A 20,218-nucleotide genomic window follows, 5' to 3' on the forward strand; every position below is an offset into this window, starting at 1 on the left:
GTCGATCAGGCCGGTCGGAAACGCCCGTTGATCGCCGGCGGTCCGTCGGTTTCGACCAGCCCGCGGGCGACCATGTCCTCGAGATGGGCGAGAACCGAAAGCCCGGCGGCGCCGTGCAGGCGCGGATCGGTGTCGCGATAGATGCTCGCCACCATCGCCGGGATTGCCGCATCGCCGGCCCGGACCCGTTCGAGAATGGCCCGCTCGCGCATCTTCCGGTGCGTCTTCAGCCCGCGCACGAAGGCGATCGGGTTGTCGACCGTTCCGCCATGGCCGGGCAGATAGCGCCGGTCGGTGCCGGCGCGGGCAGCCATCGTGTCGAGCGAGGCCATGTAGTCGGTCATCGCCCCGTCGGGCGGGGCGACGATGGAGGTGGCCCAGCCCATCACGTGGTCTCCGGTGAAGACCAGACCGGTGTCCGAGAGCGCGAACGCAAGGTGATTGGCGGTATGGCCGGGCGTTGCGATCGTCTCGATTTGCCAGCCATCGCCGTCGACGATGTCGCCATGGCCGAGCACCCGATCGGGTTCATGTGCGCGGTCGGCCGCGGCGTCGAGCGGATTGACCTCGCCGATATGCAGTTCGCGCGCCGGATGATGGGCGGCGGCGCCGACGATCTGCGCGCCGGTTTCATCGCGCAGCCTGCGGGCAAGCGGCGAATGGTCGGCATGGGTGTGCGTGACGAAGATGTGGCTGACCGGTCGCCCGCCGATCGTCGAAACCAGCGCGGCCAGATGCTGTTCGCTCTCCGGGCCCGGATCGATCACCGCCAGCGTCTGCGAGCCGACGATGTAGCTGTTGGTGCCATGGAAGGTGAATGCCGACGGGTTGTCGGCCGTCACCCGCAAGACACCGTCGGCAACGGCGACCGGCTCGCCGTGGCGCGGATCAAAGGCAAGCGAAAAGGAAGGTGTCGGCGTCACGATATTGGCCTGGGAAGCACGCGCGGGACTGTCTTGCTGGCGGTTCGGCCAATCGGTATAGGTGGCATCGGGGCGCGGCGAAAGCCCGTTATCTTCAACCCGACCCTGGGAGAACATCCGACATGGCAATGCCATCGAACGCACAGGCGCCGGTCTACGGCGCAGTCCCCACCGAAGGCGTCATGCGCCTCGTCGTCCTCGTCCTGCTGGCGATCGGTGGGTCCCTGCTGATCGCGCTGGCGGGCCAGATCAAGGTGCCGTTCTACCCCGTGCCGGCAACGCTGCAGACGCTGGCCTGCCTTCTCATCGGCGCCGCGTTCGGTCTTCGACTCGGTGTCGCGACCGTTGCCTTCTATCTCGCCCAGGGCGCGCTCGGCCTGCCCGTCTTCACCGGCGGCGCCGGCCTTGCCTATATGGCCGGACCGACCGGCGGCTTCCTGATCGGCTTCATGGCGTGTGCCGCTGCTGCCGGCTGGGCCGCCGACCGTGGCTGGAACGCCCGGCCCATGCTGATGTTCGCCGCCATGCTTGTCGGCAGCATCGTCATGATGACGCTCGGTTTTGCCTGGCTCTCGACGCTGATCGGCGCCGACAAGGCCTGGATCGCCGGCGTGCAGCCTTTCCTTTTGTCGGAACTGACCAAGGCCGTCCTCGCCTCCGGCGTGATGGCCGTCGCCGTCGGCTGGCTTCGCCGCCGCTGACCGAGCACCAGCGTCAGACGATCGGCCGCGGCCCGCGCCGCGGCCTTTTTCTTTGCCCGGCTTGCACTTGCCTGCGACCAAAGTACAAACTGGTTCGCGATCGTCCGGCCCGCCCGGCCGGGACGCAGGAGTGTTCATGACCACGCACACCAGCTTCACCCTCAACGGCCAGCCGGTCACGACGGCCGCCCGGCCCGACATGACCGTGCTCGATCTGCTGCGCAACGAAATGTCGGCGCGCGGCACCAAGGAAGGTTGCGCCGAAGGCGATTGCGGCGCCTGCACGGTGCTGTTCCGCCGCGGCGGGCAAGAGGGCGCGGAACTGCTGGCGGCCAATGCCTGCATCATGACCGTCGCGCAGATCGACGGCGGCGAGATCGTCACCGTCGAGGGGCTGGGCGGCACCAAAGGCGTGCTCAACGCGGTTCAGGACGAGATGGCCAGGAACGGCTCGTCGCAATGCGGTTTCTGCACGCCGGGTATCGCCGTCGCGCTGTCGGGCCTTCTGGCCCGCGATCCCGATCCCGACGAGGCGGCGATCCATGACGCGCTTGCCGGCAACCTTTGCCGTTGCACCGGCTACCGGCCGATCGTCGACGCCGCCAGGGCCGCCGCCGCGCGGCTCAAGGCCGTGGACGCCGAGCCGAACGCCGCAATCGCCGAGCGCACGCTGGTCTCCTCGCACACCGATGCGTCGGGCGTCACCGCGCACCGGCCGCACGATCTGCGCGGCCTGCTCAAGCTGCGGCGTGATCATCCCGATGCGGTGCTGCTCGCCGGCGGCACCGATCTGGCCGTGCCGCTCGCCGGCTACGAAACCCGCTGGCCGGTGATCATCCATACCGGCCATGTCGCGGAACTGAGGGCCATCGATACCGCCGACGAGACCTGGACCTTCGGCGCGGCGGTCACCTGGGAAGAAGCGCTCGAGTCCGTGCGCGAGGAGTATCCGTCGTTCGCCACGCTGATCCGGCGGTTCGGGTCGACCCAGATCCGCTCGATGGGCACGATCGGCGGCAATATCGGCACCGCCAGCCCGATCGGCGACGGCCCGCCAGCCCTGATCGCGCTCGGCGCGACGATCACGCTCGCCTCGCTCAAGGGCGGCGAGCGCACCATGGCGCTCGAGGATTTCTTTCTCGACTATCGCAAGACCGAACTGCGCGCCGATGAGGTGATCGTCTCGGTCACCGTGCCGCGTGCCCGCCAGGGCGAGGTGATGCGCACCTACAAGGTCTCCAAGCGTTACGATCAGGACATATCGACCGTCTGCGGCGCCTACTGGCTGCGGATGGACGGTGACATCGTCGGCGATGTCCGCATCGCCTATGGCGGCATGGCCGCGACCCCGAAACGCGCCCCGCACGCCGAGGCGGCGCTGCGCGGCAGGGCGCTGACCGTCGAAGCCGCGCGCGCGGCGGGCGCGGCGCTGGCCTCGGACTTCGCGCCGCTGACCGACTGGCGCGGTTCGGACCGCTACCGGGCGCGAGCGGCGGCCGGACTGCTCGAGCGGCTCGCCCGCGAGCTTTCGGGCGAAACGGTGGAGGTGATGGCGCTGTGAACGAGCACGTCAAATCGGTCCAGCGCGCGATCGTCGGCAAGGGCATCGCGCATGACAGCGCCGTCAAGCACGTCTCCGGCGAGGCGGTCTATATCGACGACATGCCGGACCTGCCGGGCACCCTGCATGCCGCGCTGATCCTTTCGCCGGTTGCCGCCGGCACGCTCAATGGCATGGATACGGCGCGTGCCGCCGCGATGGAAGGCGTCGTCGCCATCGTCACAGCCGCCGACATACCCGGCCACAATGACATCGCGCCGATCCTGTCGGGCGAGCCGCTGTTCGCCGAGCGCGACCTCGACTATCTCGGCATGCCGGTCGGCGCCGTTGCCGCGACCAGCTACGAGCAGGCCGTACGCGCCGCCCACGCGGTCGTCTTCGACATCGCAGAAACCGAACCGGTTCTCGACGTCGAGGAGGCGCATCGGCGCGGCGATTACGTGCTCGACCCGCAGGAACTGATCAGCGGCGACGTCGATGCCGCGCTTCAAGAAGCCGATCTGATCCTCGAGGGCCGCCTGCAGATCGGCGGGCAGGACCATTTCTATCTGGAAACGCATATCGCCTACGCCGTGCCCGGCGAGGACGGCGACATGACCGTCCATTCCTCCACCCAGCACCCGACCGAGGTGCAGCACCATGTGGCCCATGTGCTTGGCGGCTATGCCAACGCGGTCGACGTGCAGGTGCGGCGCATGGGCGGCGGCTTCGGCGGCAAGGAAAGCCAGGCGACGATCATCGCCTGCGCCGCCGCGCTTCTGGCGCGCAGGACCGGCAGGCCGGTCAAGCTGCGCCTCAAGCGCTCGGCCGACATGGCCGCCACGGGCAAGCGCCACGACATGGTCTCGCGCTGGCGCGTGGGCGTGACGAAGAACGGCCGCATCGTCGGCGCCGATGTCGAATATCTCGCCCGCGCCGGCAACACGGCCGATCTGACCGGCCCGGTGATCACCCGCGCCATCACCCACACCGACAATGCCTACCACATCCCCGCCGCCCGCTTCGTCGGTCATGCCTGCAAGACTAACACGGTCTCCAACACCGCCTTTCGCGGCTTCGGCGGGCCCCAGGGCGTGGTGACGTCCGAAGCGATGATCGATCAGATCGCCCGCGAGCTGCAGCTCGATCCGAACCATGTCCGCGCGCTCAACTATTACGGGCCCGACACCGGCGAGACGACGCCCTACGACCAGCCGGTCGAGCACAACCGCCTCGTCGAGGTGACCGAGGCGATCCTGCATTCGGCGCAATGGCAGCAGCGGCGCGCCGAGGTCGACGAACACAACAAGGCCGATCCGGTCATCCGGCGCGGCCTTGCCATGATGCCGGTTAAGTTCGGCATTTCCTTCAACCTGCCTTCGCTGAACCAGGCCGGCGCCCTCGTTCACGTCTATCAGGACGGATCGGTCCATCTGAACCATGGCGGCACCGAGATGGGGCAGGGGCTCTTCGTCAAGGTCGCCCAGGTCGTCGCCGAGGTGTTCCAGCTCGACATCGACCGCATCAAGATCACCGCCACCCACACCGGCAAGGTGCCCAACACCTCACCGACCGCCGCATCGACCGGCTCGGACCTGAACGGCATGGCCGCCTTCAAGGCGGCGACGGCCATTCGCGACCGGATGACCCCGATCGCCGCACAGCATTTCGACGTGCCGCCCGAGGACATCGTCTTCCGCGAGAACCGGGTGCATGCGGGCAACCGGTCGATCGCCTTTTCGGAACTTGCGAAGATGAGCTGGGCGGCGCGGGTCTCGCTGTCCGAAGCCGGCCACTATGCCACGCCCAAGATCCATTGGGACGGAAAGTCGATGAAGGGCCGGCCCTTCTTCTATTTCACCTATGGCGCGGCGGTGGCCGAGGTCGCCATCGACACGCTGACCGGCGAGAACCGCTGCCTGCGCGCCGACATCCTGCAGGACTGCGGCGCTTCGCTGAACCCGGCGGTCGATCTGGGTCAGATCGAGGGCGCGTTCGTGCAGGGAATGGGCTGGCTGACCTGCGAGGAACTGTGGTGGGACAAGTCCGGCCGGCTGCGTACCGTCGGTCCGTCCACCTACAAGATTCCCGGCTCGCGCGACGTGCCGCCCGCCTTCAACGTGTTGATCCTCGACGGCGCCCCGAACGCCGAGGAGACCGTCTTTCGCTCCAAGGCCGTTGGCGAGCCGCCGCTCATGCTGGCCGTCTCGGTCTGGCTCGCGCTGCGCGACGCCGTCGCCTCGTGCGGCAGGCCGGGCCTGTCTCCGAACCTTCGGACGCCGGCAACGCCCGAAGCCGTGCTCGACGCGATCGACGACATCCGGGCGCGCTCGGCATAGCGGCACCGGTGGGCGCGGCGGAACAAATTTTCCCGCAATCGTGCCCCATTAGGCTTTCACACTTCGCCAGGCGGTCGCGAACCGTCTACCCATTGCCCATCGTCACGATGAGCGATGGGCAAACCCGTATCAGGACAAATGAGCGCCATCATGCTGACATCGCTGATCCCGATCCTGCGCCGCGCCGGCCGCGCCGCGCTCGACATCTATGAGGGCGGCTTCACCGTCAGCCACAAGGCCGACTGCACGCCGGTGACCGAAGCGGACGTGGCGGTCGACGAGATCGTCGTCTCGGCGCTGCAGAAGGCCTATCCGGCGATTCCCGTCGTCAGCGAGGAGCGCGTGGCGAGCCTTGCGGCGGCGCGCGGCGCCCATCGCTTCTTCCTGGTCGACCCGATCGACGGCACCAAGGAGTTCATCCGCAGAACGGGCGAATTCACCATCAATGTCGGCCTGATCGAGGGCGGCGAACCGGTCGCCGGCATCGTCTACGCCCCCGCGCTTGGGCGGCTGTTTCTGGCCGAGCCGGGCGAGGCGGCGCAGGAGCTGTGCGAGAAGGACACGCGCACCCCGCTGAAGGTCAGGCCGTGCGCCGACGACAGCGATCTGGTCGCGCTGGCGAGCCGCTTTCACGATTCGCCCGAGACCCGCGACTTCCTGCGTCAGCACGCCATCGAAAGCTGCGTCACCGCCGGCTCGTCGCTGAAATTCTGCGTGCTCGCCGCCGGCAAGGCCGACATTTATCCGCGCTTCGGCAAGACCATGGAGTGGGACACCGCCGCCGGCGATGCCGTGCTGCGCGCCGCTGGCGGGGAGGTCGTCACGCTCGACAACGCCCCGCTCGCCTATGGCAAGCCCGGCTACGAGAACCCCGATTTCATCGCCTCCTCGCCGCAGGCGCGCGCCCGGTGCCTTGGGGCGAGCCGCGCTGCCGATACCGGCCCCTAGTTCATCCCGGAGCAACCGCCATGTCCACGCTGTCGCATCTCGACCGTCTCGAAGCCGAAGCTGTCCACATCATGCGCGAAGTGGTGGCCGAGGCCGAGAACCCGGTCATGCTCTATTCGATCGGCAAGGACTCGGCGGTCATGCTGCATCTGGCGAAGAAGGCGTTCTATCCCTCGTTGCCGCCGTTCCCGCTGATGCACATCGACACCACTTGGAAGTTCCGCGAAATGATCGCTTTCCGCGACCGTCTGCCGGCCGAGACCGGCATGGAACTGATCGTTCACACCAATCCCGAAGGGCTGGCGCAGGGCGTCAATCCGTTCACGCACGGCTCGTCGGTCCATACCGACATCATGAAGACCCAGGCGCTGCGTCAGGCGCTTGACAAGCACAGGTTCGACGTCGCCTTCGGCGGCGCGCGGCGCGACGAGGAGAAATCTCGCGCCAAGGAGCGCGTCTTTTCGTTCCGCACCGCCGATCATCGCTGGGATCCGAAGAACCAGCGGCCCGAACCCTGGTCGCTCTACAATCCCAGAAAGCGCGCCGGCGAATCGATCCGCGTCTTCCCGCTGTCCAACTGGACCGAGCTCGATATCTGGCTCTACATCCACCGCGAGAACATCGAACTGGTGCCGCTGTATTTCGCCGCGCCGCGCCCGGTTGTCAGTCGCGACGGCATGCTGATCATGGTCGATGACGACCGCATCCCGCTGCATCCGAACGAGGTGCCGCAGACCAGGATGGTGCGCTTCCGCACGCTCGGCTGCTACCCGCTGACCGGCGCGGTGGAGAGCGAGGCGACGAGCTTGCTCGACATCATCCAGGAGATGCTGCTGACGACCACGTCCGAACGCCAGGGCCGGGCGATCGACCACGACCAGTCCGCCTCGATGGAAAAGAAGAAGCAGGAAGGCTATTTCTGATGGCCCATCACGTTTCGGACCTGGCCGCCTCCGACATCGCCGCCTATCTCGCCGCGCACGAGGAGAAGTCGCTGCTGCGCTTCCTGACCTGCGGCTCGGTGGACGACGGCAAGTCGACGCTGATCGGCCGGCTGCTCTATGAGTCAAAGCTCGTTTTCGAGGACCAGCTCGACGCGCTCTACAACGACTCGCGCCGGCTCGGCACGCAGGGAAACCGGCCCGATCTGGCGCTTTTGGTCGACGGGCTGGCCTCCGAGCGCGAGCAGGGCATCACCATCGATGTCGCCTACCGCTTCTTTTCGACCGAAAAGCGCAAGTTCATCGTCGCCGACACACCCGGACACGAACAGTACACGCGCAACATGGCCACCGGCGCCTCGACGGCTGATCTGGCGATCATCCTTGTCGATGCGCGCAAGGGCATCCTGACACAGACGCGACGCCATTCGTTCATCGTCTCACGGCTCGGCATCCGCAATATCGTCGTCGCCGTCAACAAGATGGATCTGGTCGATTATGACCCGGCCGTCTTCCGCCGCATCGAGCGCGAATATGCGCTTCTCGCCCGTGCGCTGGGCGAAGACCTCGATATCACCGCGATCCCGATCTCCGCGCTCGAGGGCGACAATGTCATCGCGCCGAGCGCCGCCATGCCCTGGTATGACGGCCCGACCCTGATGGAGCATCTCGAGCAGGTCGAGGTCGAGGACGCTCGCGCTGCGGCGCCCTTCCGACTGCCCGTTCAGTGGGTCAACCGACCCGACCTCGATTTCCGCGGCTTTGCCGGCCAGATCGCCGGCGGCTCTGTGCGCGTCGGCGACCCCGTCACCGTTCTGCCCTCGGGGCTGACCAGCACCGTGACCGGCATCGTCACCATGGACGAGCAGCGCGCCGAGGCCATCGCCGGCCAATCGGTGACGCTGACCCTCGCCCACGAGATCGACGTCTCGCGCGGCGACATGCTCGTTGCGTCCGAAGCGCCCGCGCAGACCGGCGACCGGTTCGAGGCGACGATCCTCTGGATGGCCGATGAGAAGATGTTCCCGGGCCGGTCCTACTGGATCAAGACCGCCGGCGGTACGGCGCAGGCGACGATCGGCGCGCCCGACCACCGCGTCGACATCAACACGCTCGCCACCGAACCGGCGCGCAACCTGGCGCTCAACGAGATCGGCGTGTGCGCGGTCACGCTCGACCGGCCGATCGCGTTCGATGCCTATGCCGACAACCGCGACACGGGCAGCTTCATCCTGATCGACCGGCTGACCAACGCAACCGTCGGCATGGGCATGATCCACCGCGCGCTCAGCCGGTCCGCCAACATCCACTGGCAGGCGACCGAGATCGACAGGCAGGCTCGCGCCGCGCTGAAGGGCCATCGGCCCGCCGTGGTCTGGTTCACCGGCCTGTCGGGTTCGGGCAAGTCGACCATCGCCAATCTGGTCGAGGCGCGGCTGGCGGCGGCGCAGGTCCACACCATGCTGCTCGACGGCGACAATGTGCGGCACGGGCTGAACAGGGATCTTGGCTTTTCCGACACCGACCGGGTCGAGAACATCCGCCGCATCGCCGAGGTGGCGCGGCTGATGACCGAGGCCGGACTCGTCACGCTCGTCTCGTTCATCTCGCCCTTCCGGGCCGAACGGCGCATGGCGCGCAGCCTTGTGCCCGATGGCGAGTTCTTCCTGGTTCATGTCGACACGCCGCTTAAGGTGGCCGAGGCGCGCGACCCCAAGGGTCTCTATGCCAAGGCCCGAGCCGGCGAGATCGCCAACTTCACCGGCATCGGCTCGCCCTATGAACGGCCCGAACAGCCCGACCTGCGCATCGACACGACGGCTCTCACGGCCCAGGAGGCAGCCGATCTGGTGATCGCCGAACTCGCAAGGCGCGGGATCATTGCGGCGGCCGGCATCTAGTCGTTTCGGCCAACTTGCGTTATCGCTCCGGCTTGGCGAACAATGCGCCAAATGGGAGCACGCATGTCATTCTCACCGCCGAACGTCGCCCTGACGGGGCTTGCCGCCGAACTGCGCAAGCGTGCGGAAACCGGCAACCCCATCCGTATCGGCCTGGTCGGCACCGGCGAGATGGGCACGGACATCTTCACCCAGGTCGCCATGATGGACGGCATCGAGGTGGCGACGGTGATGGAGCGCACCCCGGGCCGGGCCGAGCAAGGCTGCCGGATGGCCTATGGCGAGGCGGGCCGGACCCGGTTCGCCGCCAGCCATGACGCCGCCTCCGCGGCGATCGAAGCCGGCCGGATCGCCGTGACCGACGATCTTGACCTCGCCCTTTCGCACGATCTGGTGGACGTGGTCGTCGACGCGACCGGCGTGCCCGAAGCCGGCGCCGACATCGGCATGCGGGCGATCTCGTTCGGCAAGCATCTGATCATGATGAATGTCGAGTGCGACGTGTGCATCGGCCCCTATCTGAAACACGAGGCCGACAGGGCGGGCGTCATCTATACGCTCGGCGCGGGCGACGAGCCTTCGTCCTGCATGGAGATCATCGAGTTCGTCACCGCCATGGGCCATTCGGTCGTTTCGGCCGGCAAGGGCAAGAACAACCCGCTCGATTTCTTCGCCCATCCCGACGACTATCGCGACGAGGCCGACCGCCGGAACATGAACGTCCGCATGCTGGTCGAGTTCGTCGACGGTTCCAAGACGATGGTCGAGATGGCCGCCATCGCCAACGCGACGGGCCTCGTCCCCGACGTGCCGGGCATGCACGGGCCGCGCGCCACCGTCGACCAGCTTGCCTCGGTGCTGATCCCCGAGGATGATGGCGGCGTGCTGTCGAAACCGGGCTGCGTCGACTATTCGATCGGCAAGGGCGTCTCGCCCGGGGTCTTCGTCGTCATCAAGGCCGAGCACCCGCGCATCCACGAGCGGATGGCCGATCTGAAGATGGGCGAGGGGCCCTACTTTACCTTCCACCGGCCCTATCACCTGACCTCGCTCGAGGTGCCGCTGACCGCCGCGCGGATCATGCTGACCGGCAAGCCCGACATGGTGCCGCTGCCGCGTCGGGTCGCGGAAGTCTGCGCCGTCGCCAAGCGCGACATCGCCGCCGGCGAGACGCTCGGCGCGGTTGGCGAGTTCTGCTACCGGTCCTTCACCATGACCGCCGAGGACGCCGCTTCGGCAAACGCCGTGCCCTGCGGTCTGCTCGAACGCGGCACGGCGATCGCGCCGATCGGCAAGGGCCAGTTGCTGACCTGGGACAATTCAAGGCCAAGCGCCCGCTCGCGGATCGCAGAACTGCGTGCCCGCCAGGACGCGATGATGCCCGCGCCTGCCCCGGCCCGGGCCGTGCCCGCCGAATAGCTGGTTCCTTTCATGCAGGTAGGCCTCTGGTATTACCGGAGCGCGACGAAAAGGCGCTGGAACCGAACCGCTTTTCGGGCCATTGGGCGTGATCGTCCTCATGATGCCATGTTATGCCATTTCATGGCGAAACCGCTGAAATCCGCACTGTCAATTTGGATTGACATCGGAAAGCACAGAAGTGACAATCAAACTTGACACATCGGGATGTCGCATCATCGGAACGGCCGGAACACCCTGCGGCACGGGAGGCAACGATCATGAGCACCGGACCTGAAACGCCACTTCTCGACACGGTCCGCACGCCCGCCGATCTGCGCGCGCTCAGCGACGACCAGTTGCCGCAGCTTGCCGAGGAACTGCGCGCCGAACTGGTCGACGCTGTTTCCCAAACCGGCGGACATCTGGGTGCCGGGCTTGGCGTGGTCGAACTGACGATCGCCATCCATCACGTCTTCAACACGCCCCATGACCGGCTGATCTTCGACGTCGGCCACCAGTGCTATCCGCACAAGATCCTGACCGGTCGCCGCGACCGCATCCGCACGCTGCGCAAGGAAAACGGCCTGTCCGGCTTCACCAAGCGCGCCGAGAGCGAATATGATCCGTTCGGCGCGGCGCATTCGTCGACCTCGATTTCCGCAGGGCTCGGCATGGTCGAGGCGGCGCGCCATCAGGGCATCGCGCGCAACGTCATCTCGGTGATCGGCGATGGCGCCATGTCGGCGGGCATGGCCTATGAGGCCATGAACAATGCCGGCCACATGGATGCCCGCCAGATCGTCATCCTCAACGACAACGACATGTCGATCGCCCCGCCGACCGGGGCGATGAGCGCCTATCTCGCCCGGCTCGTTTCGGGCCGCACCTATATCGGCCTGAGGGAGGCCGCCAAGCAGTTCTCCAAGCGCATGCCGAAGTTCATTCAGGACAAGGCGCGCAAGACCGAGGAATACACCCGCACCTTCTTCTCCGGCGGCACACTGTTCGAGGAGCTGGGCTTCTTCTATGTCGGGCCGATCGACGGGCACAATCTGAACCACCTGCTGCCGATCCTGCGCAATGCGCGCGACGCCGAGGTCGGGCCGATCCTGATCCATGCCGTCACCCAGAAGGGCAAGGGCTACGCACCGGCCGAACAGGCCGCCGACAAGTATCACGGCGTCGCCAAGTTCGACGTGATCACCGGCGCCCAGGCGAAGGCCAAGCCGAACGCCCCGTCCTACACCAAGGTTTTCGGCCAGGCGTTGGTGCAAGAGGCCGAACATGACGACCGCGTGGTCGCCATCACGGCGGCGATGCCGTCGGGCACCGGCGTCGACATCTTCGAGAAGGCGTTCCCCGACCGCACCTACGATGTCGGCATCGCCGAGCAGCACGCGGTGACCTTCGCCGGCGGTCTGGCGGCCGACGGCATGAAGCCGTTCGCGGCGATCTATTCGACCTTCCTGCAGCGCGCCTACGACCAGGTCGTCCATGACGTGGCCATCCAGAAGCTGCCGGTGCGGTTCCCGATCGACCGGGCGGGCTTTGTCGGAGCGGATGGGCAGACCCATGCCGGCTCGTTCGACATCGCCTATCTGGGCTGCCTTCCGGGCTTCGTGATCATGGCCGCCGGCGACGAGGCCGAACTCAAGCACATGGTTCGCACCGCGACCGAGTATGACGAGGGGCCGCTCGCCTTCCGCTATCCGCGTGGCGAGGGCGTCGGCGTCGAAATGCCCGAGCGCGGCGAGGTCTTGGAGATCGGCAGGGGCCGGATCATGCGCGAGGGCGGCAAGGTCGCCATCCTGTCGCTTGGCGGCCGGCTCAAGCATGCCCTGCTCGCGGCCGAAAGGCTCGACGGGTTCGGACTGCCGGCGACGGTTGCCGACGCGCGTTTTGCCAAGCCGCTCGACACGGCTCTGATCGAACAGCTCGCGCGCAACCACGAACTGCTGATCACCGTGGAGGAGGGCTCGATCGGCGGCTTCGGCTCGTTCGTCGCCCAGCACCTGTTCAACGAGGGCCTGCTCGACAACGGCCTGAAATACCGCTCCCTGTTCCTGCCGGACCGGTTCATGGACCAGGCTTCGCCCGACCGCATGTACGAGGTTGCGGGTCTCGACGCCGACGGCATCGTCAAGGCCGTCTTCGGCGCGCTCGGGCGCGAGGAAATCGCGCAGGAGGGCGGCGCCAGCATCGCCTGATCGCGTTCGCCACACGCTTGCTGCAGTCGCCGCGCACCTCGGGGCCGGGACCGCGCGAAAAATCCTTGGCGTGCGCTTTCGGCGTCTCTTGCTCAACCGCATTTGCTGGTCTACATGAGCGCGGTCGCGTCGGCGGCACGGGCCGGAGTGTAGCGCAGCCTGGTAGCGCACCTCGTTCGGGACGAGGGGGTCGCAGGTTCGAATCCTGCCACTCCGACCATCTTCCAGCCCGCCGCCGATGGCCGATCGCAGCCCACCCGGCCGGTCGATCTGACCGCGGCGCGGTCCGCCACCGCGGCGATTGCCGGTTGCCGCGCCCGCCCGTTTGCGTCTATCCCCATGGCACTCGCCCGTCCCGTCCGCGCAAGGAGCCGCCATGAAGCCGGTCGCCGATCTTCAGCCCAACACCTATGCTTTCGAGACGACCGCGCTGGTCAAGCCGACCGGCTTTCGCGAGTATGACGCGCGCTGGTGGTTCGGCCATCCCGGCTCGGACAAGCCACCCGAGATCAATCTGCTCGGCATCCAGGCGCTCGGCATGGGGCTGGGCACGCTGATCAGGCGGCTCGGCGCCGGCCCGAAGATCGTTGTCGCTCATGATTTCCGCTCCTATTCGCTGGGCATCAAGCTGGCGCTGACGCAGGGGCTGATGGCGGCGGGCGCCGAGGTCAAGGATATCGGGCTGGCGGTCACGCCGATGGCCTACTTCGCCCAGTTCGCCCTCGACGTGCCGTCGGTCGCCATGGTCACCGCCTCGCACAATGAAAACGGCTGGACCGGCGTGAAGATGGGCTGCGAGCGCCCGCTTACCTTCGGCCCCGACGAGATGGGCAAGCTGCGCGAGATCGTCCTTTCGGGCGATTTCGACCTGCCCGGCGGGGGCACCTACGAGCACATCGAAGGCTTCCGCGAGCGTTACCTCGACGATCTGGCCGAGGGCCACCATATCGAACGCAAGCTCAAGGTCGTCGCCGCCTGCGGCAACGGCACGGCCGGCGCGTTCGCGCCGCAACTGCTCGAGAAGATCGGATGCGAGGTGATCCCGCTCGATGTCGAGCTCGATCACACCTTTCCGCGCTACAATCCCAATCCCGAAGACATGACGATGCTGCACGCGATCCGCGACGCGGTGCTCGAACATGGCGCCGATGTCGGGCTCGGCTTCGACGGTGACGGCGACCGCTGCGGCGTCGTCGACAGCGCCGGCCGCGAGATCTTCGCCGACAAGGTGGGCGTGATGCTGGCGCGCGACATCTCCGCGCTCAACCCGGACGCCGTCTTCGTCGCCGACGTCAAGTCGACCGGCCTTTACAAGACCGATCCGGTGCTGACCGGGAACGGCGCGACGACGGACTACTGGAAGACCGGCCATTCCTACATCAAGCGCCGCGTCACCGAACTGGGCGCCATCGCCGGGTTCGAGAAGTCCGGCCACTTCTTCTTCAATCCGCCGATCGGCCGCGGCTATGATGACGGGCTGGTCACCGCGATCGCCATCTGCGAGATGCTCGACCGCAATCCGGGCAAGTCGATGGGCGAACTCTATGACGCACTGCCCATGACCTACGGCTCGCCGACCATGTCGCCCCATTGCGACGACGAGATCAAGTACGAGGTCGTCGACCGCGTCATCAAGCGGTTCACGGACATGCACGAGAAGGGCGAACAGGTCGCCGGCCACCCGATCGCCGAACTGGTCACCGTCAACGGCGTGCGCGTCGTCGCCGACGACGGCACCTGGGGTCTGGTGCGGGCGTCCTCCAACAAGCCCGAACTGGTCGTGGTCGTCGAAAGCCCGGTCTCCGAACAGCGCAAGGTGGAGATGTTCGAGGCGGTCGACGCCGTGCTGCGCGAGAACGACGAGGTCGGCGCCTACAACCAGACGCTGTGATCAGCGTGCCATGCCGATGCGGCCGATGCCGGGCAGCTTCAGGGCCGGGCGGGTAAGGTCGATGCCGAGCGCCTGGCCCAGAAGATGCACCTCGAGCCCCGAGGGCAGGCCCGCCGAAAGCCCTGCAAGGCCATAGAGCGAGAAATGCACGTCGCGGCCGTCGGCGTCGACATGCACGCGCGGCCCGTCGCCGAGATAGTCGCGGCCGACCGCGTGCGGCGGCAGCACCGCGTCGAGTTCGGGCACGGCGCGCAGGACATGGGCGACGAAGCTGTTCGAGTTCGGCCCGGGCCAGATCCGGTAGTCGCCGCGTCCGTCATGCGGATAGGCGGCGATCGCCGCCTCGACGGCCGGCACCAGCGCGGCCGCCTTTGCCCCATGCACGGCCTTGACCACGAAGGGGGCGTTCGAATACCAGCGCGCGTCGGCGGCATAGGCGTTCACGCGCACCGGCCGGCCCCAGCCGACCTTGTCGTAGCGGTCATAGCGCCGGGCGCCCGCCGGCTTGACCACCAGCCAGCTGTGAACGGAGACCGCGCCCTTCAGCCCGCCGGTTCGGGCCGCCATCACATAGATGGCCGCATCCGGGCTCGCTGCCGGATCGGGCAACACGCCGCTGGCCGACCAGTCCGCCTCGCGCCAGCTTGCAGGCCGGTCGACCGACAGCCACCATGCCGTCGCCGAGCCGAGCGGCAGGAAGAAGACCATGACGATGGCGAGTGCGGCGACGCGCATGCGAACCCTTGCCTGTTGCGGACCCGGAGAATAAGGCCGGCGATTGGGGTCAAAATGCGTTCCTGACCCGGTACCGACAAGGAGAGCAGATGGCCAATCCGGTGATCGCCGAAGTCACGCGTGGCGGACGGGTCGAGAGCGTTCATCGCGGCCGTGTGGTCGCGATCGATGCCGACGGCGCCGTGCTGTTCCATTCAGGCGATGTCGAAGAGCCCGTCTATCCGCGCTCGGCGCTCAAGCTGATGCAGGCCTTGCCGCTCATCGAAAGCGGTGCGGCGGACGCGCTGGGCCTGTCTGACCGCGAACTGGCGCTCGCCTGCGCCTCCCATTCGTCGCTGCCGATCCATGTGCAGACCGCGCTGGCGATGCTCGGCAAGGCCGGCCTCGATGAAACCGATCTGCAATGCGGGCCACACTGGCCGCTCAACCGGCGCGAGGAACTGGTCGCCATGGCGCGCGCCGGCGATGAGCCGACCCGGGCACACAACAACTGCTCGGGCAAGCATGCGGGGTTTCTGTGCGCCTGTGTTCATCAGGACCTCGAGACGGCCGACTATCTCGATCCGGACGCCGACATCCAGCGCCAGGTCCGGTCCGCCATCGACGCGGTCGCCGGAACCACGCTCGGCCCGGACACGTGCGGCCGCGACGGCTGCTCGGCGCCGACCTATGCGCTGCCACTCGATGCGTTCGCGCGGGGTTTCGCCCGTCTGGCGACCGGGCAGGGCCTGGAGCCGCAGCGTGCCGACGCGGCGATACGGCTGATGCGCGCCGCGATGGCCGAACCGGAGATGGTGGCGGGGCCGCACCGCCTGTGCACCGAGTTGATGTCCGCGTGCGGCGGACGCGTCTATGTGAAGACCGGGGCCGAGGGGGTCTACGTCGCGACCGTGCCGGAGGCCGGGCTGGCGCTCGCGCTCAAATGCGATGATGGCGCGACGCGCGCCGCCGAAGTGGCGGTTGCCGCGGCGCTCATGCGCGCGCTCGCCGCCGGTCACGATCTGGCGCCGGCTCTTGCGCCGTTCGCCCGAGCGCCGGTGCGCGACTGGAACGGTGTCGAGGTCGGCGCGGTGAGGGCGGTCGAGCCCGCCTGATCAGGCGATCCGGTTGTTGGCGAGCACGATGTTGCCGGGCACGCCGCGCCGCGCCCCGACCAGTTCGCCGGACGACAGTTCCGCCCAGCGATGGGCCCGGATGGCGCCGTTGCGGGCCGCGATCACGTTTGCGCTGATCAGCGCCTGACCCGCGCCGGGCGCATCGGAAACGCCGATGCCGATCCGGACATCGCGGATGACGTTCGACGAGATCACGCAGTCGCGCAGATAGGGCCCCCAGCCCACATTGATGCCGAACAGGGCCGTGCCCTCGATCATGTTGCCGGTCACCGTCGTGTCCGCCTCGATGCCGATGCCTGTGCCGAAGCCGGGTGCGTCGGGCGTGTAGGGGCCGCTTGCCACGATGTTGCGGATGACATTGCCCGAAACGGTGGCCGCGCGCCCGCCATCGTTGAAATTGGTCACCGAAATGCCGTTGGCCGCGCCGTCGATCAGGTTGTCGGCAACGACCGCGTTCTCGAAGCCGAACTCGGAGTAGATCGCGGTTTCGCCGAGCGCCCGGCAATTGTTGCCGATCACCTGCAGGCCGCGCGCCGCATTGCCGCGCACGGCAGAGAACGCCGCGCCCTCGATCCGGTTGCCGGTCACCAGCACATCGTCCGCCCGGAACAGGTTGATCGCGTTGCCCCACTGGCCGGTGCCGCCATTGGCAGCGCCGATATCGGCGATGCGGTTGTTGGCGATGATCGTGCCGTCATGGGCTTCGGACCAGCGATGCACGATGATCCCGCCATTGGCGCAGGCCTCGATCCGGTTGTCGCGGATGGTGAGCCCGGTGCTCTCGACCGCGAAAAGCCCAAAGCGCGCCGCGCCGGATATCGCGCAATCGGCGACGCGCCCGCCGCAGCGTTCCAGATGGATGCCGTCCTGGCCGGCGCCGCGGATCGTCAGGTCTTCGAGCGTCGCTTCGGTCACGCCGCGCAGATCGACCAGCCCGTCCGTGCCCGCGCCGGTCCACCGGTTGGCGCCGTCGATCACCAATCCCGACAGGCGGACCTGCTGCAGCGTCTGGCCGGACAGGAAATGGCCGTCCCCGCCATAGACGAGTTGCGTCCGGCCCGGCACGCCGGCGACGATTGCCCCGTCGGGCAGCTTGATGTTGGAGATCACATAGGTGCCGGCCGGCAGGAACACGGGAATGCCGCGCCGGGCGGTCTCGTCCAGCATGCGCTGGAAGGCGGTGGACTGGTTGTCGAGCGCGCCGGGCCGCACGTCGAAATCGAGCGCGCTCGTCGAGCCGCGCAGTTCCGCCAGCGACAAGCCCTGCGGTGCCGACTGTGCCAGAGCGGGACGGCTCGCGGCGAGCGCGGCCAGCCCGGTGCCGAATTGGGTCAGAAATGCCCGTCGTTGCATGCCCGGTCTCCTCTCGGGGAGACCGGTGCAAGCATCGTGCCGTCAGGCCGCCGTCTCAGACGAACTGGCTGAGACCGGGGATCGAGTTGATCACCTCGTCGACCGGCTCGTCGCCGGCCTGTTCCTTGGCATAGGAGATCGTCTCCTTGGAGATGCCGGAGATCTCGCCCATGCCCAGCCCGAGACCCATCAGCTTGGAGCCAAGGCCCATCACGCCGCCGCCCATCATGCCGCCGAGCATGCCGCCGCCACCGCCGCCGGCCTTCTCGATCAGGTCACGCGCGCCCGGCATCGCATCGAGCATTTCGGCGATCTTGTCCTGCGGTCCTTCGCTTTGAAGAAAGCCCAGGATCATGCCGACGGCGTTTTCCGCCTTGTCGGCGTCGATGCCGACGCTGGTGGTGATGCGGTTGATCAGTTCGTCCATGAATGCCTCCGGGCGCGAATTTTGACGTTTACGTCATAGGCAGATCGGCAGGCCCGTTGCAAGGGCGGGTCGAGGACGGCCCGTCAAATTCGCCCGCGCCGGCATTGTCGCGGTCGTGCGCCGTGACTATAGGCGATAGGGGGACGATCAGACGGGGCGACGATGAGCGACAACGAAGCAATCTATATCGGCACGAGCCGAAAGCCGGACGACTCGATCCAGCAGAAGGAACACCTGCAGCTCAGATACGCCAACCGGCACGGGCTGGTCACCGGCGCGACGGGTACCGGAAAGACGGTGACGCTGCAGATTCTGGCCGAGGGCTTTTCCAACGCCGGGGTGCCCGTGTTCTGCGCCGACGTCAAAGGCGATCTGTCGGGCATCGCCGCGATGGGAGAGGCCAAGGATTTTCTCGTCAAGCGGGCAAAGACGATCGGTCTCGATCCCTACGAGATGCAGGAGTTCCCGGTCATCTTCTGGGACCTGTTCGGCGAGCAGGGCCACCCGATCCGGACCACAATCTCCGAAATGGGACCGCTCCTTCTGTCGCGCCTGATGGACTGCACCGATGCTCAGGAAGGCGTGATCAACATCGCCTTCAGGATCGCCGACGAGGAGGGCCTGCTCCTGCTCGACCTCAAGGACCTGCGTTCGCTCCTGTCCAACATGAGCGAGCGCGCCCGCGACCTGTCGCACCGCTACGGCAGCGTCAACCGCCAGTCGATCGGGGCGATCCAGCGCAAGCTTCTGGTGCTGGAGCAGCAGGGCGCCGAGATGTTCTTCGGCGAGCCGGCGCTGCGCATCGCCGACATCATGCGCACGACGCCGGACGGACGCGGCGCGATCAATGTTCTGGCCGCCGACAAGCTGATGATGAACCCGCGCCTTTACGCGACGTTCCTGCTGTGGCTGCTGTCTGAACTGTTCGAGGAACTGCCCGAGGTGGGCGACCCGGACAAGCCGCGCCTGGTCTTCTTCTTCGACGAGGCGCATCTTCTGTTCGACGAGGCGCCGAAGATCCTGCTCGACCGGGTCGAACAGGTTGTCCGGCTGATCCGGTCCAAGGGGGTCGGCGTCTTCTTCGTCACCCAGAACCCGCTCGATGTGCCCGACACAGTCCTGTCCCAGCTCGGCAACCGCATCCAGCATGCACTCAGGGCCTACACCCCGCGCGAACAGCGGGCGGTCAAGACGGCCGCCGACACGTTCCGTCCCAATCCCGATTTCGATGCGTTCGAGACGATCACAAGGCTCGGTGTCGGCGAAGCGCTCGTGTCGACGCTCGAGACCAAGGGCGTGCCCGGTATCGTCCAGCGCACGCTGATCCGTCCACCGTCCTCACGCCTGGGGCCGCTGGAGGACCATGAGCGTGCCGAGATCGTCAAGCTGAGCCCCGTGATGGGCCAGTATGACGAGGCGGTCGACCGGGATTCGGCGTACGAGATGCTCGCCCGCCGCGCCGAGGAGGATGCGCGTCGGGAAGAGGAGGCGCGCCGGCGCGAGGAAGAGGAGGAGCGCCGCGAACGCGAGGAAGAGGCCCGCGAGCGCAATGCCCGTTCCCAATGGCGCCTTCCGGACGACGACGATTATGAACATGGCTATCCGAGCCGGCGTTCGCGCCGCTCGTCGTCGCGCAAGGGGAGCAGCCCCCGGCGCCGGCGTACCAGCTACAAGCGCCAGACGGTCACCGAAGCGGCACTGAAGTCGCTGGCCCGGTCCGTCTCGACCCAACTCGGCCGCGCGATCGCACGTGGCATCCTGGGAAGCATCAAGCGCGGCCGCTGACGCAGTGACCA

At 67.3% G+C, this 20,218-nt stretch carries 15 protein-coding genes and 1 tRNA gene; 12 read left to right on the top strand and 4 right to left on the bottom strand.

Annotated elements, in window-relative coordinates; all coding sequences use genetic code 11:
• Positions 1-5: 5 nt before the first annotated feature.
• Positions 6-923 carry an MBL fold metallo-hydrolase gene (locus E0E05_RS05165; RefSeq protein ID WP_244597947.1) on the bottom strand — a complete coding sequence of 306 codons (918 nt, stop codon included), beginning with the start codon at positions 921-923 and terminating at the stop codon, positions 6-8.
• A gap of 122 nt (positions 924-1,045) precedes the next feature.
• Between E0E05_RS05165 and E0E05_RS05170 the strand changes: the two genes are divergently transcribed.
• From E0E05_RS05170 to E0E05_RS05215, 10 genes are all read left to right on the top strand, one after another.
• Positions 1,046-1,624 carry a biotin transporter BioY gene (locus E0E05_RS05170; RefSeq protein ID WP_131615747.1) on the top strand — a complete coding sequence of 193 codons (579 nt, stop codon included), beginning with the start codon at positions 1,046-1,048 and terminating at the stop codon, positions 1,622-1,624.
• Positions 1,625-1,760: 136 nt separating this feature from the next.
• On the top strand, positions 1,761-3,185 hold the full coding sequence (gene xdhA, locus E0E05_RS05175; protein WP_131615748.1) for a xanthine dehydrogenase small subunit: 1,425 nt from the start codon (positions 1,761-1,763) through the stop codon (positions 3,183-3,185).
• Entirely contained in the window at positions 3,182-5,503 is a 2,322-nt protein-coding gene (gene xdhB, locus E0E05_RS05180) for a xanthine dehydrogenase molybdopterin binding subunit (protein WP_131615749.1), read from the top strand. The genes xdhA and xdhB overlap by 4 nt, the downstream gene beginning before the upstream one ends.
• A 150-nt stretch (positions 5,504-5,653) precedes the next feature.
• Entirely contained in the window at positions 5,654-6,451 is a 798-nt protein-coding gene (gene cysQ / locus E0E05_RS05185) for a 3'(2'),5'-bisphosphate nucleotidase CysQ (protein WP_131617905.1), read from the top strand.
• Between the two features lie 20 nt (positions 6,452-6,471).
• Positions 6,472-7,374, top strand: coding sequence for a sulfate adenylyltransferase subunit CysD (gene cysD, locus E0E05_RS05190; protein WP_131615750.1), 903 nt, complete (start codon positions 6,472-6,474; stop codon positions 7,372-7,374).
• Positions 7,374-9,293: a sulfate adenylyltransferase subunit CysN gene (gene cysN / locus E0E05_RS05195; protein ID WP_131615751.1), complete on the top strand. Its 1,920-nt coding sequence runs from the start codon at positions 7,374-7,376 to the stop codon at positions 9,291-9,293. Before cysD ends, cysN begins: the two co-directional genes overlap by 1 nt.
• 63 nt (positions 9,294-9,356) lie before the next feature.
• Positions 9,357-10,712, top strand: coding sequence for an NAD(P)H-dependent oxidoreductase (locus E0E05_RS05200; protein WP_131615752.1), 1,356 nt, complete (start codon positions 9,357-9,359; stop codon positions 10,710-10,712).
• A gap of 260 nt (positions 10,713-10,972) precedes the next feature.
• A complete protein-coding gene (gene dxs, locus E0E05_RS05205; RefSeq protein ID WP_131615753.1) occupies positions 10,973-12,901 on the top strand; it encodes a 1-deoxy-D-xylulose-5-phosphate synthase in 1,929 nt (642 codons plus the stop codon).
• 143 nt (positions 12,902-13,044) lie between these two features.
• Positions 13,045-13,121: transfer RNA gene (locus tag E0E05_RS05210), tRNA-Pro, on the top strand.
• A gap of 156 nt (positions 13,122-13,277) precedes the next feature.
• Positions 13,278-14,792, top strand: a complete 1,515-nt coding sequence (locus E0E05_RS05215) for a phosphomannomutase/phosphoglucomutase (protein WP_131615754.1) — start codon at positions 13,278-13,280, stop codon at positions 14,790-14,792.
• On the opposite strand, the gene E0E05_RS05220 is transcribed toward E0E05_RS05215, so the two are convergent.
• Positions 14,793-15,527, bottom strand: a complete 735-nt coding sequence (locus tag E0E05_RS05220) for a DUF3750 domain-containing protein (protein ID WP_131615755.1) — start codon at positions 15,525-15,527, stop codon at positions 14,793-14,795. It lies immediately after the preceding gene.
• A gap of 89 nt (positions 15,528-15,616) precedes the next feature.
• On the opposite strand from E0E05_RS05220, the gene E0E05_RS05225 reads away from it, so the two are divergent.
• Complete coding sequence (locus E0E05_RS05225) at positions 15,617-16,621, top strand: asparaginase (RefSeq protein ID WP_131615756.1); 1,005 nt, start codon at positions 15,617-15,619, stop codon at positions 16,619-16,621.
• Here the strand turns inward: E0E05_RS05225 and E0E05_RS05230 are convergent, their stop codons facing one another.
• Both E0E05_RS05230 and E0E05_RS05235 read right to left on the bottom strand, forming a co-directional pair.
• Positions 16,622-17,995 carry a TIGR03808 family TAT-translocated repetitive protein gene (locus E0E05_RS05230; protein ID WP_131615757.1) on the bottom strand — a complete coding sequence of 458 codons (1,374 nt, stop codon included), beginning with the start codon at positions 17,993-17,995 and terminating at the stop codon, positions 16,622-16,624.
• Positions 17,996-18,050: 55 nt separating this feature from the next.
• Positions 18,051-18,422: a DUF2267 domain-containing protein gene (locus tag E0E05_RS05235; protein WP_131615758.1), complete on the bottom strand. Its 372-nt coding sequence runs from the start codon at positions 18,420-18,422 to the stop codon at positions 18,051-18,053.
• Positions 18,423-18,584: 162 nt separating this feature from the next.
• Between E0E05_RS05235 and E0E05_RS05240 the strand changes: the two genes are divergently transcribed.
• Complete coding sequence (locus E0E05_RS05240; RefSeq protein ID WP_131615759.1) at positions 18,585-20,207, top strand: helicase HerA-like C-terminal domain-containing protein; 1,623 nt, start codon at positions 18,585-18,587, stop codon at positions 20,205-20,207.
• Positions 20,208-20,218 lie beyond the last annotated feature (11 nt).

Source organism: Roseitalea porphyridii (assembly GCF_004331955.1).
Lineage (GTDB): Bacteria > Pseudomonadota > Alphaproteobacteria > Rhizobiales > Rhizobiaceae > Roseitalea > Roseitalea porphyridii.